The organism is Micrococcus sp. Alg238-R198 (assembly GCF_900537135.1).
Taxonomy (GTDB): Bacteria; Actinomycetota; Actinomycetes; order Actinomycetales; family Micrococcaceae; genus Micrococcus; species Micrococcus luteus.
Window position 1 is genome coordinate 21,957 of the sequence record NZ_UNRH01000003.1, and the last position, 17,190, is coordinate 39,146.

20 protein-coding genes are annotated in these 17,190 nt (G+C 74.4%); 10 read left to right on the forward strand and 10 right to left on the reverse strand.

What is annotated here, in order from left to right:
- Positions 1–211: 211 nt before the first annotated feature.
- Together G6R13_RS03560 and G6R13_RS03565 are read left to right on the forward strand one after the other, a co-directional pair.
- A complete protein-coding gene (locus G6R13_RS03560; RefSeq protein WP_036314529.1) occupies positions 212–1,327 on the forward strand; it encodes a type I restriction endonuclease in 1,116 nt (371 codons plus the stop codon).
- Positions 1,328–1,462: 135 nt separating this feature from the next.
- A complete protein-coding gene (locus G6R13_RS03565) occupies positions 1,463–1,675 on the forward strand; it encodes a hypothetical protein (protein ID WP_010079881.1) in 213 nt (70 codons plus the stop codon).
- A 35-nt stretch (positions 1,676–1,710) separates the two neighbouring features.
- Here G6R13_RS03565 and G6R13_RS03570 read toward each other — a convergent pair whose 3' ends face one another.
- A complete protein-coding gene (locus G6R13_RS03570; RefSeq protein WP_020624710.1) occupies positions 1,711–2,256 on the reverse strand; it encodes a GNAT family N-acetyltransferase in 546 nt (181 codons plus the stop codon).
- Positions 2,257–2,328: 72 nt separating this feature from the next.
- Here G6R13_RS03570 and G6R13_RS03575 point away from each other — a divergent pair, with 72 nt between their 5' ends.
- On the forward strand, positions 2,329–2,838 hold the full coding sequence (locus tag G6R13_RS03575; RefSeq protein WP_044659331.1) for a GNAT family N-acetyltransferase: 510 nt from the start codon (positions 2,329–2,331) through the stop codon (positions 2,836–2,838).
- On the opposite strand, the gene G6R13_RS03580 is transcribed toward G6R13_RS03575, so the two are convergent.
- Both G6R13_RS03580 and G6R13_RS03585 read right to left on the reverse strand, forming a co-directional pair.
- Positions 2,828–3,517 (reverse strand): M23 family metallopeptidase, encoded by a 690-nt coding sequence (locus G6R13_RS03580; protein ID WP_020624712.1) that lies wholly within the window; start codon positions 3,515–3,517, stop codon positions 2,828–2,830. The genes G6R13_RS03575 and G6R13_RS03580 overlap by 11 nt on opposite strands.
- Before the next feature lie 12 nt (positions 3,518–3,529).
- Positions 3,530–4,786: an NAD(P)/FAD-dependent oxidoreductase gene (locus tag G6R13_RS03585; protein ID WP_041104118.1), complete on the reverse strand. Its 1,257-nt coding sequence runs from the start codon at positions 4,784–4,786 to the stop codon at positions 3,530–3,532.
- Positions 4,787–4,859: 73 nt separating this feature from the next.
- Here G6R13_RS03585 and G6R13_RS03590 point away from each other — a divergent pair, with 73 nt between their 5' ends.
- Positions 4,860–5,627 (forward strand): sulfite exporter TauE/SafE family protein, encoded by a 768-nt coding sequence (locus G6R13_RS03590; RefSeq protein ID WP_041104117.1) that lies wholly within the window; start codon positions 4,860–4,862, stop codon positions 5,625–5,627.
- A gap of 21 nt (positions 5,628–5,648) precedes the next feature.
- On the opposite strand, the gene G6R13_RS03595 is transcribed toward G6R13_RS03590, so the two are convergent.
- The gene (locus tag G6R13_RS03595) at positions 5,649–6,257 is read right to left on the reverse strand and encodes a TetR family transcriptional regulator (RefSeq protein WP_020624715.1); all 609 of its coding nucleotides are present in this window, start codon (positions 6,255–6,257) and stop codon (positions 5,649–5,651) included.
- Positions 6,258–6,329: 72 nt separating this feature from the next.
- Here G6R13_RS03595 and G6R13_RS03600 point away from each other — a divergent pair, with 72 nt between their 5' ends.
- From G6R13_RS03600 to G6R13_RS03610, 3 genes are read left to right on the forward strand one after another with little or no spacing between them, the layout of a single operon-like run.
- The gene (locus tag G6R13_RS03600; RefSeq protein WP_041104115.1) at positions 6,330–7,115 is read left to right on the forward strand and encodes an ATP-binding cassette domain-containing protein; all 786 of its coding nucleotides are present in this window, start codon (positions 6,330–6,332) and stop codon (positions 7,113–7,115) included.
- Positions 7,115–9,574 carry a YhgE/Pip domain-containing protein gene (locus tag G6R13_RS03605; protein ID WP_041104113.1) on the forward strand — a complete coding sequence of 820 codons (2,460 nt, stop codon included), beginning with the start codon at positions 7,115–7,117 and terminating at the stop codon, positions 9,572–9,574. Before G6R13_RS03600 ends, G6R13_RS03605 begins: the two co-directional genes overlap by 1 nt.
- A gap of 6 nt (positions 9,575–9,580) precedes the next feature.
- Positions 9,581–10,141, forward strand: coding sequence for a GNAT family N-acetyltransferase (locus G6R13_RS03610; protein ID WP_020624718.1), 561 nt, complete (start codon positions 9,581–9,583; stop codon positions 10,139–10,141).
- A 12-nt stretch (positions 10,142–10,153) separates the two neighbouring features.
- On the opposite strand, the gene G6R13_RS03615 is transcribed toward G6R13_RS03610, so the two are convergent.
- Both G6R13_RS03615 and G6R13_RS12200 read right to left on the reverse strand, forming a co-directional pair.
- Positions 10,154–10,684, reverse strand: a complete 531-nt coding sequence (locus tag G6R13_RS03615) for an SgcJ/EcaC family oxidoreductase (protein WP_020624719.1) — start codon at positions 10,682–10,684, stop codon at positions 10,154–10,156.
- A 29-nt stretch (positions 10,685–10,713) separates the two neighbouring features.
- Positions 10,714–10,854, reverse strand: coding sequence for a hypothetical protein (locus G6R13_RS12200; protein WP_017488522.1), 141 nt, complete (start codon positions 10,852–10,854; stop codon positions 10,714–10,716).
- Positions 10,855–11,165: 311 nt separating this feature from the next.
- On the opposite strand from G6R13_RS12200, the gene G6R13_RS03620 reads away from it, so the two are divergent.
- From G6R13_RS03620 to G6R13_RS03630, 3 genes are read left to right on the forward strand one after another with little or no spacing between them, the layout of a single operon-like run.
- Positions 11,166–12,416 carry a polysaccharide deacetylase family protein gene (locus tag G6R13_RS03620; protein ID WP_044659328.1) on the forward strand — a complete coding sequence of 417 codons (1,251 nt, stop codon included), beginning with the start codon at positions 11,166–11,168 and terminating at the stop codon, positions 12,414–12,416.
- Between the two features lie 10 nt (positions 12,417–12,426).
- Positions 12,427–12,981 (forward strand): TIGR03086 family metal-binding protein, encoded by a 555-nt coding sequence (locus G6R13_RS03625; protein WP_036339014.1) that lies wholly within the window; start codon positions 12,427–12,429, stop codon positions 12,979–12,981.
- A 39-nt stretch (positions 12,982–13,020) separates the two neighbouring features.
- Complete coding sequence (locus G6R13_RS03630) at positions 13,021–13,329, forward strand: hypothetical protein (RefSeq protein ID WP_036314546.1); 309 nt, start codon at positions 13,021–13,023, stop codon at positions 13,327–13,329.
- Positions 13,330–13,346: 17 nt separating this feature from the next.
- On the opposite strand, the gene G6R13_RS03635 is transcribed toward G6R13_RS03630, so the two are convergent.
- The 4 genes from G6R13_RS03635 to G6R13_RS03650 all read right to left on the reverse strand — a co-directional run bounded on the left by G6R13_RS03635 (position 13,347) and on the right by G6R13_RS03650 (position 17,142).
- A complete protein-coding gene (locus tag G6R13_RS03635) occupies positions 13,347–14,144 on the reverse strand; it encodes a TVP38/TMEM64 family protein (RefSeq protein ID WP_020624722.1) in 798 nt (265 codons plus the stop codon).
- Positions 14,145–14,306: 162 nt separating this feature from the next.
- Positions 14,307–15,149: a GTP pyrophosphokinase family protein gene (locus tag G6R13_RS03640; RefSeq protein WP_036314511.1), complete on the reverse strand. Its 843-nt coding sequence runs from the start codon at positions 15,147–15,149 to the stop codon at positions 14,307–14,309.
- Between the two features lie 65 nt (positions 15,150–15,214).
- Positions 15,215–15,670 (reverse strand): thioesterase family protein, encoded by a 456-nt coding sequence (locus tag G6R13_RS03645; protein ID WP_060974353.1) that lies wholly within the window; start codon positions 15,668–15,670, stop codon positions 15,215–15,217.
- Positions 15,667–17,142 carry an FAD-linked oxidase C-terminal domain-containing protein gene (locus tag G6R13_RS03650; RefSeq protein WP_223247486.1) on the reverse strand — a complete coding sequence of 492 codons (1,476 nt, stop codon included), beginning with the start codon at positions 17,140–17,142 and terminating at the stop codon, positions 15,667–15,669. Before G6R13_RS03650 ends, G6R13_RS03645 begins: the two co-directional genes overlap by 4 nt.
- Positions 17,143–17,190 lie beyond the last annotated feature (48 nt).

The following is a 17,190-nucleotide window of genomic DNA, read 5'->3' on the forward strand; positions in this document are numbered from 1 at the left end:
CGTCTCCTTCCTGTGAGAGGCGACGCGTCGTGGCCGCCTCGCGTTCCGGGCGATCCCGCGGTCCGGCCACGGAGCGCCTGCGAGGGTCCCCGTAGCGTGTTTGTGAGCTGGGTTATATTTCGACACAGCTGCGGCGGGCCTTCGGGCGCTGACGTGCGAGGCTGCCGGATTCCCGGCTGTCCGGCTCCTACTCACGGATGGGTGAAACGGCATGACTGAATTCGAGGACAAGCTTGCGCAAGTGGCTCGGCGAGCCCGCGACTACGCAAGCTCCCTGGACACGGAAGAGGCGACGAAGAACGCGCTCGTCATGCCATTCATCTCGCAGGTGTTGGGCTACGACGTGTTCGATCCCCAGGAGGTCGTCCCGGAGTTCGTCGCAGATCTGGGCCTGAAGAAGGGGGAGAAGATCGACTACGCCATCATGCGGGAGGGGAAGGTCAACATCCTCGTGGAGGCCAAGAAGGTCGGCTCGGAGCTGTCCCTGGCGCACGCGAGCCAGCTGGTGCGCTACTTCCACACCAGTGAAGCGCGGATCGGCGTGCTCACCAACGGGCGGGTGTGGAACTTCTACACGGACCTCGACAAGGCCAACATCCTCGACGAGCGTCCGTTCCTCGTCCTCGATCTTCTGGACATCGACCCGGTCACCGTGCCGAAGCTCGAGCAGCTGGCGAAGGGATCCTTCGATCTCGACTCGGTCATCGCCGCAGCCGAGGAGCTGAAGTACGTATCGGCCATCAAGCGCGAGATTTCTGCCGAGATGGCTGCGCCGAGCGATGAGTTGGTGAAGGTCCTCGCCAAGCGCGTGTACTCCGGGTACATGAACGCCAAGGCGGTGGAGACCTTCACCCGGCTCACCGAGGAGGCTGCGCGCCAGTACATCAACGATCGCGTCAACGCGCGGCTGAAGACTGCCCTGGGCGACCAGGTCGCTCCGGTACTGGCGGCTCCCGCTGAGCCCGTGGCCACCGGCGATCAGACGGTCCTGTCCGACGAGGAGAACGGTCAGGAGGGCCAGCTCAAGCCGGGCGTGGTGACGACCGAAGAGGAGATCGAGGGTTTCCGCATCATCAAGGCGATTCTCGCCGGAATCGTGCCGATGAACCGCGTCTACATGCGCGACGCAGCCTCGTACTGCAGCGTCATCCTGGACGACAACAATCGGAAGCCGATCGCGCGCCTTCACTTCGACGGGAAGGTGAAATATCTGGTGCTGTTCGATGCGGACAAGAACAGGACGCGGGCCGACCTCGAGAACTTGGAGGACATCTACGAATCCGCCGAGGCACTGCGGAGCGTCGTCAGCTCCTACGTCGGGGCCTGAGCGGACTCTGACCCGCCTACTGACCGGATCCGGCCCGCGGGCGGGCAGGACTGTGCCCCGCCGCCGTCGATGCGCCACCCTGGTGCGCACGCCCCGGTGGGACAGACCCGCCGGGCGCCGACCCGAGAGGACGTCATGACCCATCACGAGCGCGACGACCGCCAGGCCCTGGCCGCCGGCGAGACCTACCTGATCCACGTGCTGGAGACCTCCGACCCGCCCGGCAACCCGGACCACTACCGGATCACGGACGCGGTCGAGGCCCACCACGCGTCCACCGGCTCCTACGACGTCGAGGCCGGCGGCCTGGACGCCGCCCGCGAGCTGCTCGCCCGCCACGCCAAGTGAGCGACCGGGGCTGAGACGTCCGGCCGGGCCGCGCCTCACGCGCCCGGCCGGAGCCTCATCCCCAGCACGGTGCGCGCCTCGAGCCCCAGAGCCGCGCGGGCCTCGGGCGCGCCGGTGCGGTCCTCGCCCACCACGGTCATCCCGATCCGCTCGGCCACCCGGCGCGAGGCCGTGTTCTCCGGGTGGATGATCGCCACGAGCTCGTGGTGCCCCAGCACGTCCCGGGCGTGGTCCCGGCAGGCGGCGGCCGCTTCGGTGGCGTAGCCGCGCCCCCACAGGTCGGCCCGCACGTGGTAGCCGACCTCCAGGCGAGGCTCCCCGTTGACCTCCTGCCACGTCAGGCCGCAGTCGCCCACGAAGCCGGGCCCGCCGTCGTCGTGGGTCTCGATGATCCACAGCCCGTGCCCGTCCTGCGCGTACCGGCGCCGGTTGCCCGCGATCCACGCCGCCGCCTCCGCGCGCGTGCGCGGGGCGGGGTAGAAGCGCATCACCACGGGATCGGCGAGGAGGCCGGCCAGGTGGTCGAGGTCGGCGTCGGCCATCTCGCGGAAGCGCAGACGGGCGGTGGGGGCGGGCGGCATGCGCCCAGGCTAGCGGCGGGCGGATGCGCCCCGCCTCTTGTCTGCGCGGGGCCGGGCTGGTCGACTGTGCCCATGCCGCATTCCCTCTCCCTGCGCCCGTTGCGGGTGGATGACGCCGAGGCCATGGCCGCGGTCCTCGCCGACCCGGACCTGTACACGTACACCGGCGGGACGCCGCCGGGCGAGGAGGAGCTGCGGCAGCGGTACGCGATCCTCGCGCGCGGTCGCTCCGAGGACGGCGCGGAGGACTGGGCCAACTGGATCGTGGTGCTGGAGCCGGAGGGCCGGCCGGTCGGCTACGTCCAGGCCACCATCCCCGTGGACGGGGGACCCACGCAGATCGCCTGGCTGATCGGCACGCCGTGGCAGGGCCGCGGGCTGGCGAAGGAGGCCGCCGGCCTCCTCAAGGGCGAGCTGCGGGACCGGGGGGTGCGGCGCCTCGTGGCGGATGTCCACCCCGAGCACACGGCCTCCCAGCGGGTCGCCCAGGCGATCGGCCTGGCGCCGACGGACGAGGTCGTGGACGGGGAGGTCCGCTGGGCCGGGTCCGTGGACGACGGCGGCGGCCCGGTCACCGGCTGAGGCCGCGGCGCCGCTCCGGGTAGGAGCCGCCGAGCTCCACGCCCCGCTCGGCCAGGTAGGCCTCCGGGTCCACCGGCTCGCCGTCCACGCGCAGCTCCAGGTGCAGGTGCACGCCGGTGGCGGCGCCGGTCTGCCCGACGCCGGCCAGGTGGTCCCCGGCGGAGACGCGCTGGCCCGCGTCCACCACGGTGGAGTCCGGGGCGGCGTGCAGGTAGCGCCACACGTGGCCGTCCCCGGCGTCCACGGCGAGCAGGTTGCCGCCCGCGTCCCCGCCGGCCTCCACGAATAGGACTCGGCCGTCGGACACCGAGTGGAAGGGCGTGCCCTCCGGCACCCCGCCGAGGTCCACGCCGTCGTGGCGGGTCAGGGCCTCCTCGGACACCCCCGAGGGCACCACGCCCTCGCCGAACGGGTTGGGGCGGGGCCCGAAGCGGGAGGTCACGCGGCCCTGCACGGGCTCGGCGTACCCCTGCGTGTTCACCGTGGGCGGGGCGGGGGTGAAGCCGCCGTTCCAGCGCCGCCGCTCGGCGCCCGCGCCGGCGTCGTCCCGGCCGGCCGGACCGAACGCGAGGACCAGCGCCAGGACGGTCGCGATCAGGGCCAGCGCCCCCACTGCGGCCAGCACGCCCCCGGCCACACCGCTGCCCGGGGAGCCGGCGCCGGGGGTCGGGGTGGTCATCCCCTCAGTCTGTCATGCAGGGTCGGGACGGCCCCGGCCTTCGCCCACGGCATCCCGGCCCGCCACCAGCTCCCGCCCGCGCTCGTAGTCCTCGTCCGCGTTGTAGGTCAGCACGCCCACCACGCGGTCCTGCGCGTCCATGTACCAGAGAGTGAACCCGCCGGTGCGCTCCACCATGCGGGCCTGCTCGTGGCCGTCGCCCCACGCGGCGTGCTTGAGCGTGTGCTCGCCGATGGTGCTCCAGAACCCGGGCACGGCCTCCCACCGCCGCAGGGACTCCGGGTCCGCCGTCGCCGCGTGGGCCAGCACGGAGGCCTGGCCGGCGCCGCCCGGCACGCCGACCTCGGTGCGGGCCGCGTTGTGCCCGGCGACCTCGCCCATGCCGAGGGCGTCGCCCCAGTGCTCCACGGGGATCGGCCGGCCGGCCACGGCGTGGTGGGCGCGGGCCACGTCCCCGGCCACCCACACGCCCGGCGCCGCCGCCAGGTGCTCGTCCGCCACGATCCGCCCCTCGTGCATGGTCAGCTCGGAGTCCTCGAGCCACCCGCCCCCCGGCTCGACCCCCACCGCGGCGAGGATCAGGTCCGGGGCGAGCGTGGCGCCGTCGTCGAGGTGGACGGTGCGCGGGGCGCGCACCTGCCCCACCCGCACGCCGGTGCGCAGCTCGACGCCGGCGCCGATCAGCCACTGCGCGATCCGATCGCCCGCCTCGCGGCCGAGCCGCTTCTGCTGCGGCACCTCGTCCGGGGTGACCAGCGTGGTGGCCACCCCGCGCAGGGCCAGGGAGGCGGCCGCCTCGCAGCCGATGAACCCCGAGCCGATCACGACGGCGGAGCGCGCGTGCCCGGCGGAGGCCACCAGGCGGCGGGCGTGGTCGAGAGAGCGCAGCAGGTGCACCTCGGCGTCGTCGTCCGCGACGGGCAGGGGCTTCGGGTGCGCGCCGAGGGCGAGGATCAGGCGCTCGAAGCGGACCGGCTCCTCGCCGACCCGCAGCGTCCGGGCACCCAGGTCCGCGTGGGTGACGGTCACGCCCCGGCGCAGCTCGACGGCGTCCGGCAGGTCCTCCAGCACCGTCGGCTCCGGTTCGGCGGTGCCGCGCAGGAGCTCCTTGGACAGCGGCGGACGCTCGTACGGGTGGTCCACGTCCGAGGTGAGCATGAGGACGGGGCCGGGTCCCCCGGCGTCGACGTAGGCGCGGGCGGCGCTGACGCCGGCGGGGCCGCTGCCCACGATCACGAGCGGGAACGGGGTGGAGCTGTGCTGGGCCATGCGGCCAGCATGCGCACCCGTCACGGGCGGAAGCCAGGGCCGACGGACACCCCGGCTCCGGCATACTGCCCGCATGGACCCCTCCCTGGTGTGGCTGCCGGCCGTCGTCGCGCTGGCCGCGATCACCGTGGGCGGCACGCTCCAGCGGGTGAGCGGCATGGGCGTCGGCATGATCGCCGCACCCACGCTGTCCCTGCTCCTGGGCCCGGTGGCGGGGGTGACGCTGTCCAACGTGGCCGCCTCGGTGTCCGCGGTGCTGCTGTTCGCGGTGCTCCACAGGCACGTGGACTGGCCGCGCTTCGTCCGCCTCGCACCCCTGCTCGTGGCCGGCTCGTTCGCGGGGGCGTGGGCCGTGCGGGTCCTGGACGCCCACGCCCTCGAGATCCTCCTGGGGTCCTCCGTGCTGGTGGCCGTGGCCGCCGTCCTGGGCCTGCAGCAGCGCTTCACCGCCCAGGGGAACGGGGCCGTGTTCGCCTCCGGCGCCGTGGCCGGGTTCATGAACACCACCGCGGGCATCGCCGGGCCGGCGCTCGCGGTCTACGCGGTGGCGAGCCGGTGGGACCAGCGCTCGTGGGCGGCCACCCTCCAGCCCGTGTTCCTGCTGGCCAATCTCACCTCGCTGGTCACCAAGTCGCTGTTCGGCGCGGCCGTGCCCGCGGGGCTGCACGTGCCGTGGCCGGTGTGGGTCGCCGTGGTGGTGGGCGGCCCGCTGGGTGTCCTGCCCGGTTCGGTGGTGGCCCGCCGGGTGGACCCCGCGAAGGCGCGCGTCCTCGCGATCTGCCTGGCCGGCGTCGGGGGCACGCTGGCGCTGGTGCGCGGTGTGGCCGGCACCCTGGGCTGAGGCGGGGCCGGCGCGCAGGCGTCAGGGCAGGAGGGAGCGCACGGCCGCGGCCAGCGTGTCCCGCACGTCGTCCACCGTCAGGTCCTCCGGGGCCAGGTGCCGCTCGACCGACAGCGTGTGCACGAGCATCAGGAGCATGGCCGCAGTGTGCGTGACCTGCTCGTCCGGGACGTCGGCCAGCACGCGGTGCTCGCGCAGCAGGCCGGCCAGGAAGTCCCGCCGCCGGACGGTCAGCGTCCGGTAGGCTCTCCCCACGGCGGGCTCGCGCAGGCCCACGGCCTGGAACTCGTGGAGGAGCAGGGGCCAGGAGCCCGTGGTCTCGAGCACGACGTCGGCCAGGGCCTCCGCCACGCGGGCCACCAGGTCCTCGCGCGGCAGGTCGGGGTCGTCCAGGGCGTCGGCGACGCCGTCCATGGCTCGGGTGGTCGCCCGCTCGAACTGGACGGTGCAGGCGGCGGCGAAGAGGTCCGGCTTCCCCGCGAAACCGGAATAGACGGCGCCCTTCGTGTAGCCGGCCTCCGCCGCGATGCGGGCGAGGGAGGAGCGCGCGTAACCCTCCCGTCCGAACACCCGAGCCGCGTGGTCGAGGATGGCCGCGCGGACATCCTCGCGGCGGGGTCGGGTCGCCATGTTGCCCTCTCGATGCCGATGGTATTGAATACCGATGGTATTGAATCCGCCTCGACTCGGCAAAGAGGGCCCATGTCTTCCACTCCCACCGACGCCGATCACCATGGCCCCGGGCCCGCCCCCGACCCGGCGCACCTCGACGACCTCCCGCCCGCCACCCTCGTGGCGCGCGGTCTGACCCTGCGCGGCAGTCGCGGGCCGGTGTTCGGCTCCCTCGACCTCGTGCTGCCCCCGCAGACCCACCTGGCCGTGCTCGGAACCCAGGGCTCGGGCCGCTCGGCCCTGCTGCTCGCCCTCACGGGGCGCCTGCAGGGCGTGCGGGGCGAGCTCGTGCTCACCGGCGGCCCCGTGGACGTCGCCCTGGACGGGCCGGAGCGGCCCGCCGCCCGCGCGTACCGGCCCCCGATCGACGCCGCGCGCCACCCGCACGCCCTGCGCGCCCGCACCGCCGTCGCCCACACCACCGACGTGGTGGAGCTCGAGCCGGCGCTGACCGCGGCCGAGGTCGTGGACGAGCGCTGTCTCACCGACGGCGTGCGCCGCCGCGCCGGCCGCGCACGCTTCGCCCTCCTCGCGGACGCGGTGAGGCTGACCGTGGCGCCGGAGGCCGTCGTCCGGGAGCTGTCCGCGCCCGATCGCGCGCTGCTGGCCGCCGTCGTCGCCTGCCTGCGCCCGGCCCGCCTCGTCACCTTCGACGACGTGGACGCCACCCTGACCATCGATGAGCTGGTCGCGCTCCACGCGGCCCTGGACGTCCTCAAGGACCACGGCCACCCGTTCGCGGTGAGCGCCGTGGCCTCCGCGCCCGTGCCGCGCGACGCCGTCGTCCTCACCCTGCCCCCCGTCCGGGAGAACTGATGCTGTTCCGCTACGAGCTGCGACGCTTCCGCCGTGGCCTGCCCCTGCTCGCCCTGCTGTTCATCTTCCTCGTCCCCGCCATCTACGGCGCTCTGTACCTGTCCGCGAACTGGGACCCCTACGGGGCCATGGACCGTCTGCCGGTGGCGATCGTCAACGAGGACGAACCCGTCCAGCGCGGCGACACCACGCTGCGCACCGGCGCGGACATGACCGAACGCCTCAAGGACGACCGCGCCTTCGACTGGCGCGAGACCACGCGCGAGGAGGCCGAGGAGGGACTGCGGGAGGGCCGGTACTACCTCGTCCTGGAGATCCCCGCCGAGCTCAGTCGTGACCTCGTCAGCCCCGAGGGCGGCGGGACACCGCGGCAGGCGCAGATCACCCTGCGCCGAGACGACGCCAACGGCTTCGTGATCGGCTCCGTCACGAACGCGAGCCAGGCCAAGGTCGAGGCCGCCGTGAACCGGTCCGCGATCGAGGCGTACTTCGAGGCCGTCTTCTCCAGCCTCGGCGAGCTGCGGTCGGGCATGGTGGACGCCGCCGACGGCGCCGCGCAGCTGGCCGACGGCACGGCCTCCGCGGAGGACGGCGCGAGCCAGCTGGAGGACGGGATCGTCCAGGCCCACGACGGCTCGGGCAAGCTGGCCGAGGGCGCGGGCCAGCTCGCCACGGGTGCGGGTGACCTCGCGGACGGCGCCGCCCAGGCCGACGACGGCGCCCAGCGACTCGCCGAGGGCGCCGCGTCCGCGCAGGACGGGGCCGGGCGCCTGGCCGACGGGCTCGACCAGGCGCGCGGGGGCTCCCAGGCCCTCGCCGACGGTGCCGGGCAGCTCGCCGAGAACGCCCCCGCCCTGCGTCAGGGCGCCACGGACCTCTCCGACGGGCTGGCCCAGCTGCAGACCGGATCGGCCGAGCTCACCGACGGCGCCACGCAGGTGGCCGACGGCACCCAGCAGCTCTACGACACGGTGATCCCCGGCCTGGACCAGGTGATCGAGCGGCAGGACGCGGTGGCCGCCGACGTCGCCGCGGTGGACGAGGACGTCCAGCGCGTCGCCGAGGTGGCCGGCACGGCCGAGGACGGCGCGGGCGCCCGCATCGCCGACGCGCAGGCCGCCCTGGCCGAGCTCGCCGAAGAGGACCCGACGCTCGCCGAGTCCGAGCAGTACGCCGCGCTCCAGGAGGCGCTCACCGGCGCGGACGAGCGGGTGACCGCCGTCGCCGGCCGCGCCGAGGAGGCCGCCGCGACCTCCGCGGCCGCCAACGAGCGCGTCCAGGGCTTCGTCGAGGACGACGTCGCCGCCTCCGCCAAGGCGGATCTGACGGACCTCAACGACGGCGCCCACGCCGTGGCCGCGGGCGCGGAGAAGCTGCAGGGCGGGATCGGTGAGGCGAAGGACGGGGCCGACTCCCTCGCCGACGGCGCCGGGAAGTTCGCGGACGGCCTCGAGCAGCTGGGCTCCGGCGCGACCGAGCTCGACGGCGGCCTGGCCCAGCTCCAGGACGGCGCCGGGGAGCTGCAGTCCGGCCTCGGCGAGCTGACGGACGGGGCGACCACCCTCGCCGAGGGCAACGCCGCGCTCCACGACGGGGCGCTGACCCTGCAGGACGGTGCGGGCCAGCTGGAGTCCGGCGCCACCGAGCTCGACGGCGGCCTGGCCCAGCTCCAGGACGGCGCCGGGGAGCTGCGCGCCGGCCTCGGCACCCTCGACGACGGCGCCCACGAGCTCGCCTCCGGGCTCTCCGACGGCGTCGACCGCGTCCCCGCCCTGACCGAGGACGAGCGGGACGAGGCCGCCCTGGTGATGTCCCGGCCCGTGGAGGCCGTGATGCAGGTGGACAACTCCGCGGAGGTCTACGGCCGCGGCATGGCGCCGATGTTCTTCTCCATCGCCCTGTGGGTGTTCGGCATCGCCGCGTTCAACATCATGCGGCCCATCAGCGGGCGGCTGCTGGCCGGGCGCCGCAACCCGGTGGCGATCGCGCTGGCCGCGTGGCTGCCCGTGGGCATCGTGGCCGTGGGCGGCGGCCTGCTCATGCTCGCCGCGACGCTGCCGCTGGGCCTGGCCCCCGTGCACCCGGTGCGGGCCGTGGCCCTGACGGTGCTCGTGGCCGTGGTGTTCTCCCTCATCGCGCACCTGGTGCAGACGGCGCTCGGCACCCCCGGTTCGGCGCTGCTGCTGGTCCTGCTGGTCCTGCAGCTGGCCTCCACCGGCGGCACCTACCCGGCCGAGGTGCTGCCCGGCTTCTTCCAGGCGCTGCACCCGTTCATGCCGATGAGCTACTCCATCGAGGCGTTCCGCAACGCGATCTCCGGCGGTCCGGACCAGCGCTTCTGGGTGCCGGTGGTCGTGCTGATGGGCATCGGGGCGGCGGCGCTCGCCCTGGACGTGCTCGTGGTGCGGCGCCGGCGTCGGTTCCGCATGAAGGACCTGCACCCCGCGCTGCAGGCCTGAGCGGGGATGACTTCCGCACCCCGCGCCGCCGTCGTCCGTCCGGCCCGCCCCGAGGACGCGCCCGCGATCGCCGCGATCGCCGCGGCCACCTTCCCGGACGCCTCCCCGGCCTCGCTGCCGCGTGCCGCGGTGGAGGCGCACATCGCGTTGCACCTGAGTGAGGCCGCCGTGGCCGCGTGGATCGCGGACCCGGAGCGGATCGTGCTCGTGGGCGCCGCGGCCGACGCCCCGGAGACCCTGCTCGGCTACGCCATGTACGAGACCGCCGCGGCCCCCGAGGCACCCGTCACGGAGCGGCTCGGCGACGTGCCGGCCGGCCACCTCTCGAAGCTGTACGTGCTCGCCGAGGGGCGCGGCACCGGGCTGGCCGAGGCCCTCGTGCACGACGGCGTCGAGCGGCTGCGGCGGCTGGGGTTCCGGCACGTGTGGCTCGGCACGAACGCGCAGAACGCACGGGCCAACCGGTTCTACGAGCGCCTCGGCTTCGAGACGGTCGGGGCGCGGCAGTTCGTGGTCGGCGGGGAGCGGGTCGAGGACGACTGGGTGCGGCTGCTGACGGTGGCGTGAGCCGGTCGCCGCTCAGCAGGCCTCCGGGCCGTCCGGGTCCTCGTCGGGGTCGAACCACGCGGACGGGTGATAGTGCACCGCGGCGAGCCCCTCGTCGTCGGCCAGGTGGGTCTGGGCCCCGGGCACGGAATCCGTGTTCTGCCCGGCCACCGCCTCCCACGCCCCGGTCTCGGTGCGGCGCACCACGAGCAGCAGGACGCCGGTGCGCTCGCCGGCCTCGTCGCCGTCGGGCGCGGTCTGCCCCGTCATGGTCCACGGCGCGTGCACCACTGCCACGTCCCCGAGCTCCCGCACCCGCACGCGCCCGAGCTCGAGCCGCGAGTGCGGGAACATCCAGCGGAAGCCGAGCGCGTGGTTCACCCGGATCTGCCGACGCCGCCTCCACCACACGCCCACCACGTTCACGAAGTCCGCGTCCTCGGCGAACAGCTCGGCGAGCGCGTCGGCGTCGGCGGCGTTCCAGGCGGCCGCGAAGGCTTCGGCCACCGCGGCGGGGCCGGTCGGTCGGGCCGCGACGTCGGCGGTGGGGTCCGCGGGGGACATGGCTGCTCCTGGATCGGGGAAGGGCGGGTTCAGCGGGCGGGTCCGTAGGCCAGCGTCAGCACGACGGCGGCGAACAGCACCGCCATCACGGCCAGGACCGTGAGCACGGCGCGCAGGGCCGCACGCGTGCGCGGGTCGGCCGGGGGCGGTGCATCCGGACGTCGGGTCACGCTCGCCAGTGTGGCACGCGGCACGGCGCGAGGGGCGCGTGCGTCGGCGCGCGTCGAAGGCGCCTCCCAGCCGGGGCTCAGTCGACGCTGAAGCTGCGGATGTGGTTGCTGAACACGAAGCGGTCGAACACGGTCCGCGCCGAGCTCGGGTCGTCCGCGTGACCACTCTGGGCCGTCTACGGCGGATCGAGCCCCGCCGCCGGCCGGCCTCCCATGCCCGGCCGGTTCCCACCTCCGCCCGCCCGCCCGGCAGGGGTGGTCCCGGGCCGGGCGGCCTTGGGATGATGGGTGCCCCCGGAGAAAGGTGCCCGATGCCCCCGCCCGTGCCGCAGCCGACCCGCCGACAGATGCTCCTGGCCGGTTCCGCCCTGCTCGGATCGGGACTGCTGGCCGCCTGCGGGCAGGACGGGGAGGACGCGGCGTCGTCGTCCGTGCCGACCTCGTCCGCGCCCACCTCCGCCGCCCCCGCTGGACCGCCGCCCGCCGGCGAACCGGTGGCCTGGCCGGACGTGGCCCGGGTTCCGCACCTGTTCTTCCACTCCCTCGTGGTGGACCCGGCCCGCGCCTTCGATGGCGACGACAAGGCCGGCGGCTACCTGGACTTCATGGTCACGGTGGACGAGTTCGACGCCGTCATCCGGCAGGTCTACGAGCGCGGCTACGTGCTGGTCTCCCCGCACGAGCTGTACGAGGTGGGGGAGGACGACGTCGTCCGCCCGAAGACCCTCATGGTCCCCGAGGGTCGCACCCCGCTGATCCTCTCCCTGGACGACTGCTCGTACTACCTCTACATGGACGGCGACGGCTTCGCGGACCGCCTGATCGTGGCCGAGGACGGCCGCGTCCGCAACGAGTACACGGACGCCGAGGGCACCACGCACATCGGGGCGTTCGACGTCGTCCCGCGCCTGGACGACTTCCTCGCCGAGCACCCGGACTTCAGCCTCAACGGCGCCCGCGGCGTGCTCGCCATGACCGGCTACGACGGCGTGTTCGGCTACCGCACCTCGGCCCGCGAGTTCGGGGACAGCCCCACGTTCGACGCCGACGTCGCGGCCGCCACCGAGGTTGCCGACGCGCTCAAGGACAGCGGCTGGGAGTTCGCCTCCCACACGTGGGGCCACCGGACGGTGCCGAAGCTGACCATGGAGGAGCTCGAGTTCGACATGAGGCACTGGCACGAGGAGGTCGAGCCGATCCTCGGCCCCACGGACATGCTCATCTACCCGTTCGGCGCGGACGTCACCGGCCCCGGCAAGTACACGGAGGACAACGAGCGGTACCGCTACTTCCGCGAGCTCGGCTACCGCTCCTTCTTCCTCGTGGACGGCACCTCCAAGGCGTGGGGCCAGCTCGAGCCCGGCTACTACCGCGGCTCGCGCATCAACGTGGACGGCATCAGCCTCGCCGCGGCCGTCTCGGGCGAGCGGCCCGTGCTGGAGGAGTTCTTCGACCCCCGGTCCGTCCTGGACCCGGCCCGCCCCGAGTCCATCCGCGGCCCGAAGAAGCCGAGCCCGGCGCCGTCGTCGCCCGCCGCGGCCCCGAGAACCCCGCGACCCTGAGGAGAGCACCATGTCCATCCCCGCCACCGAGGTCGAGGCCCGCTGGAACGCGGCCGCCGAGCCGTTCACCGCCGTCGTCCGGGAGGTGCGGGACTGGGACGCCGCCACCCCGTGTGAGGGCTGGGACGCGCTGGACCTGCTGGACCACGTGATCGCCGGCCAGCGCGACTTCGCCGCCCGCCAGGGCCGGGAGGTGCCCCTCTTCGACGGGTCCCGCCAGCAGCTGGCCACCCAGTGGGCCAAGCACGCCGCCGCCATGTCCGCCCTCGCCGGTGACGAGGAGTTCATCATGCGGCCCATGAAGACCGCGCTCGGGGAGATGCCCGTGGGCGAGGCGTTGATCCGCTTCCACGCGTTCGACGTGATCGTGCACCGTTGGGACCTGGCCCGCTCGCAGGGCGTGGACGCGCGGTTCACGGACGCGGAGATCGACTGCGTGGAGGAGTCGCTGGAACTGTTCGGCGACGCCGCCTACACGCCCGGCATCCTGGGCGAGCCCGTCCCCGTGGCCGACGACGCCGACCGGCAGACCCGCCTGCTCGGTCGCCTGGGCCGTCGGGGCTGAGACCAGGGCAGGACCCGTCCCCGCACCCCAGGAGGCACCGTGAGCGAGTCCACCGGTTTCAGCGCCGCGGAGCAGGCCGCGATCGCCGAGCGCGCGCAGGAGCTGCGCGCCCAGCGCGGCGGCAGGAAGAAGGCCGACGCCCTGCAGGACCTGCTGGTGAAGATCGAGGAGATGCCCGAGCAGGACCGCGCCATGGCGGTGGGGGTGCACCGGATCGTCACGGAGGCGGCCCCGGAGCTCGAACCCCGCACCTGGTACGGCATGCCCGCCTACGCGCGCGGCACGGACGTGCTCGTGTTCCTGCAGGTCAGCAGCAAGTTCGGCGTGCGGTACACAACCCTCGGCTGACGTCCGGCGCAGAGTGGTCACGACACGCCGCGTCGCGCACGCGGAGACGGAGTGTCCTGACCACTCCGCGGGCTTTCCGGCCCCTCCGAGCCCGCCGGCCCCTCCGCGGCCCGGGCTGCCCGTCGCCAGCGCCGCACCGCCCACAGGGTCAGACCGCCCACGGCGAGCCAGCCCACCCCGAGCAGCACGCCGTTCACGACGCCCGGGCGCACCGCGAACGCCCCCATCGCCACGAGGGAGAGCTGCCCGGGGATCACGCCGACCGCGGTGGAGCCGGCGAAGATCCCCAGCGGCACGGCGAGCGCGCCCGCCCCGTAGTTCACGGGCCAGTACGGCAGCCCCGGGGCGACGCGCAGGGCCAGCAGGGCGAGGAACCCGGTGTCCTCGAGCCGCCGCTCCACGGTCTCGGCGTGGCGGCCGAGCCCGCGCAGGACCACCTCGCGTCCGACCGCGCGCGCGATGCCGTACGCCCCGAGCGAGCCCAGCAGGGCTCCGACGACGGACAGCACCGTCCCCTCGATCGCGCCGAAGAGCACACCGGCGGTGACCGCCATGATCGTCACGGGGATGGGGGTGAGCGCCACGGCCGCGTACAGCACGGTGAACGCCAGCCAGCTCCACCAGCCGAAGCCGTCCAGCTGGGCGCGCAGCTCGTCCACGCCGGGCAGGCGCACGGTGAGTGCCAGCCACACGAACGCCGCCACCACGAGGACGAGGGCGGCGGTGCGCAGGATCGACACCCCGCGGTGCCCTGTGCGGGCGGGCAGGGTGGAGGCGGCGCCGGAGTCGCGCGGCGGCACGGCGGTGGAGGGCATCGGCTCAGGCTACCGGCAGCCGCTCCCTCCGCATGTCCTCCCTGGCCTGCGGTCACGCCCTGCTCTGCTTTGCTGGATCACACGCGTGTGACTCATCCACACCTGTGGACAACTCTGTGGAGAACCCTGTGCACGCGGCCCGCCGGGTGTGGACGGAGGGGCTCAGACGGTGGACGCGCCGGGCGCGTCGTCACCCGGCCGCGCCTCGCCCGGCCCCGCCGCCGGCTCGTCCTCGAAGACGGGACCGCCGTCGTCCTCCCAGGCCGCGGCGGCGTCGTCGTCCCTGTCGGTCTCCTGCACCTGGTCGTGCAGGCGCTCCATGCGGGTGTCCAGGTCCGCAGCCACGCGGGCGGCGGCCACGAGCTCGGTCGCGATGTCCGGGGGCACGCCGCCGTCGAACTTGTAGTTGATCTTGTGCTCGAGCGTGGCCCAGAAGTCCATGGCGCTCGTGCGGAACTGCATCTCCACGGTCACCGGGATCGTGCCGGTGGACAGGTGGATCGGCACCTGCACGAGGCAGTGCAGGCTGCGGTAGCCCGAGGGCTTGGGCCGGGAGATGTAGTCCTCCACCTCGAGCACCCGGATGTCCGGCTGCTGCGTGAACTGGCGGAACACGCGGTACACGTCCCGGGCGAAGCTGACGATCACGCGCGCCCCGGCGATGTCCGTGACGTTGGTGCGCAGCGCGTCCAGGTCCAGGGACAGCCCGCGGGCGGAGGCCTTGCGCAGGATCGACTCCGGCGACTTCACCCGCGTGACGATGTGCTCGATGGGGTTGTAGTCGTGCAGGTGCGTGAACTCGTCCCGCAGCACCTCGAGCCGCGCCTCCACCTGGAGCAGGGCCGAGCGGTACTCGAGGTCGAAGCGCTCGACGTCTCGGCGCAGCCGCTCCAGCGCCCCTGACGCCGCGGGGGTGAGCTGCGTCAACTCGGACACGGGGGTGCCGCGCAGCGCCTCGACGTCCGCCGAGGGCGCGGGCGCGTCCGGGGAAGGGTCCTGCTCCATGGCCTCAGAGCCTACGGCGGGATCCTGCGAGACGGCAGGCCGTCCACAGGCCCGACGGCGGCCCGTCAGTCCTCGGCGGGGATCAGCACGCGCTCGAAGGCGGCGCGCTCCTCGTCGGAGACGGCCACGGGCCGCCCGGCCGCCGGGTCCACCTGCACGAACACGGCGTCGCACAGCACGCAGCGCCGCCCGTCCTGCCACAGCTCGTGGCGCAGCGTGAAGGACGTCCGGCCGATCCGCAGGATCCACACCCGCGCCGTCACCTCGGGCCCGGCGTAGACCACGGGCGCCTCGTACTGGACCTCCATGGACCGCACGACGCGCTGGACGTCCGGGGACGCCGTCGTCGTGGCCCACGCGGCCAGGGCGCGCACGCGCGCCTCCTCGGCGAGGGTGAGCAGGCGGGCGTTGTTGACGTGGCCGTAGCGGTCTTCGTCGGACCAGCGCAGCTGCAGCCCGACCTCGAACGGGGTCGGCGTGCCGGCGTCGGCGGGGGTCTCGGGGGTGGTCGGCTGCGTCACGGGGTGAACACCTTTCCTGGGTTGAGGATGCCGTGCGGGTCGAACACGGCCTTGATGCGCTGCTGGAGGTCGTGCTGGGCGTCGCCGAGCTCGTCTCGCAGGAACGCGCGCTTGAGCAGGCCCACGCCGTGTTCGCCGGTGAGCGTGCCGCCGAGTTCCAGGCCCGCGCGGAACAGCTCGCCGGCGGCCTCCCACACGTCCGCCGGGATCGACGCGGCGTCCTCGGCCGCGCCGCCCACCTGCGCCGCCGCGCCGAACAGCAGGATCGGGTGCAGGTTGCCGTCCCCGGCGTGGGCCGTGGTGGGGATGGCGACGCCGGTGCGTGCCTCGATCTCACGGATCCGCGCGAACATCTCGGCCATGCGGCTGCGCGGGACGGCCACGTCCTCCACGAGCGGGGTGCCGAGGCGCTCGAGCGCGGGGAACGCGGTGCGGCGCAGGGCCATGAGGGCCTCCCCCTCGGCGGGGTCCACGGTCACGGTGACGTCCCCGCCGTGGGCGCGCATGAGGGCGGCCATGGCCTCCCCGTCCGCCTCGGCGCCGGCGCCGTCGGCCTGCACCAGCAGGAACGCGCCGGACTCGGGCAGGGCGGCCCCGCGTTCGGGCCCCGCGTGCGCGCGCACCGCGGCGAGCGTCGCCTCGTCCATCAGCTCCATCAGGGCGGGCACGTGACCGGCCCCGGTGATCGCCTCGGCCGCGGCGGCGCCCGCGACGACGTCCGGGAAGAACCCGCCGAGCGTCACGGGCACGCCGCGCACGGCCGGCCGCAGCGCCAGCGTCGCGCCCACGATCACGCCGAGCGTGCCCTCCGAGCCGATCATCAGCGCGACCAGGTCGTAGCCGGTCACCCCCTTGACGGTGCGGTGGCCCAGCCGCAGCAGGGTGCCGTCCGCGAGCACCACGTCCAGGCCCAGCACCGCCTCGCGCGTGACGCCGTACTTGGCGCACAGCAGCCCGCCGGCGTTCATCGCGATGTTGCCGCCCACCGTGGAGATGTCCTTCGACGCGGGATCCGGGGCCCACCACAGCCCGTGCTCGGCGAGCGCGGCGTTCAGCGCCCCGTTGAGGATCCCCGGCTCGACGACGGCCACGCGGTCCGCGGGGGAGACCTCCAGGATCCGGTCCATCGCGGTCATGTCCAGGACGATCTCGCCCGCCCCCGCGACGGCGCCGCCGGCCAGCCCCGTGCCCGCTCCGCGGGTGACCAGCGGGGTGCGGGTGCCGTGCGCGATCCGGCACGCGGCCTGCACGTCCTCCACCGTCCGTGCGCGGACCACGGCCCGCGGCGCGGCGGGGGAGCGATGCCCCGAGCGGTCCGCCCGGGCGGCCTGGAGTGCGGCGGCGGAGACGTCCACGCGGCCGGGCAGCTCCGCCTGCAGGCGGGCGACGACGTCGGCGGGCGGGGCGTCTGCGGCGGGGGCCGGGGCGAGCGGTGCGGCCGGGGCGAGCGGTGCGGAGAAGTCCATGCCCACCAGTGTCGCCGATCACACGGGACGGAACGCTCGTCGGCCGGTCCGATG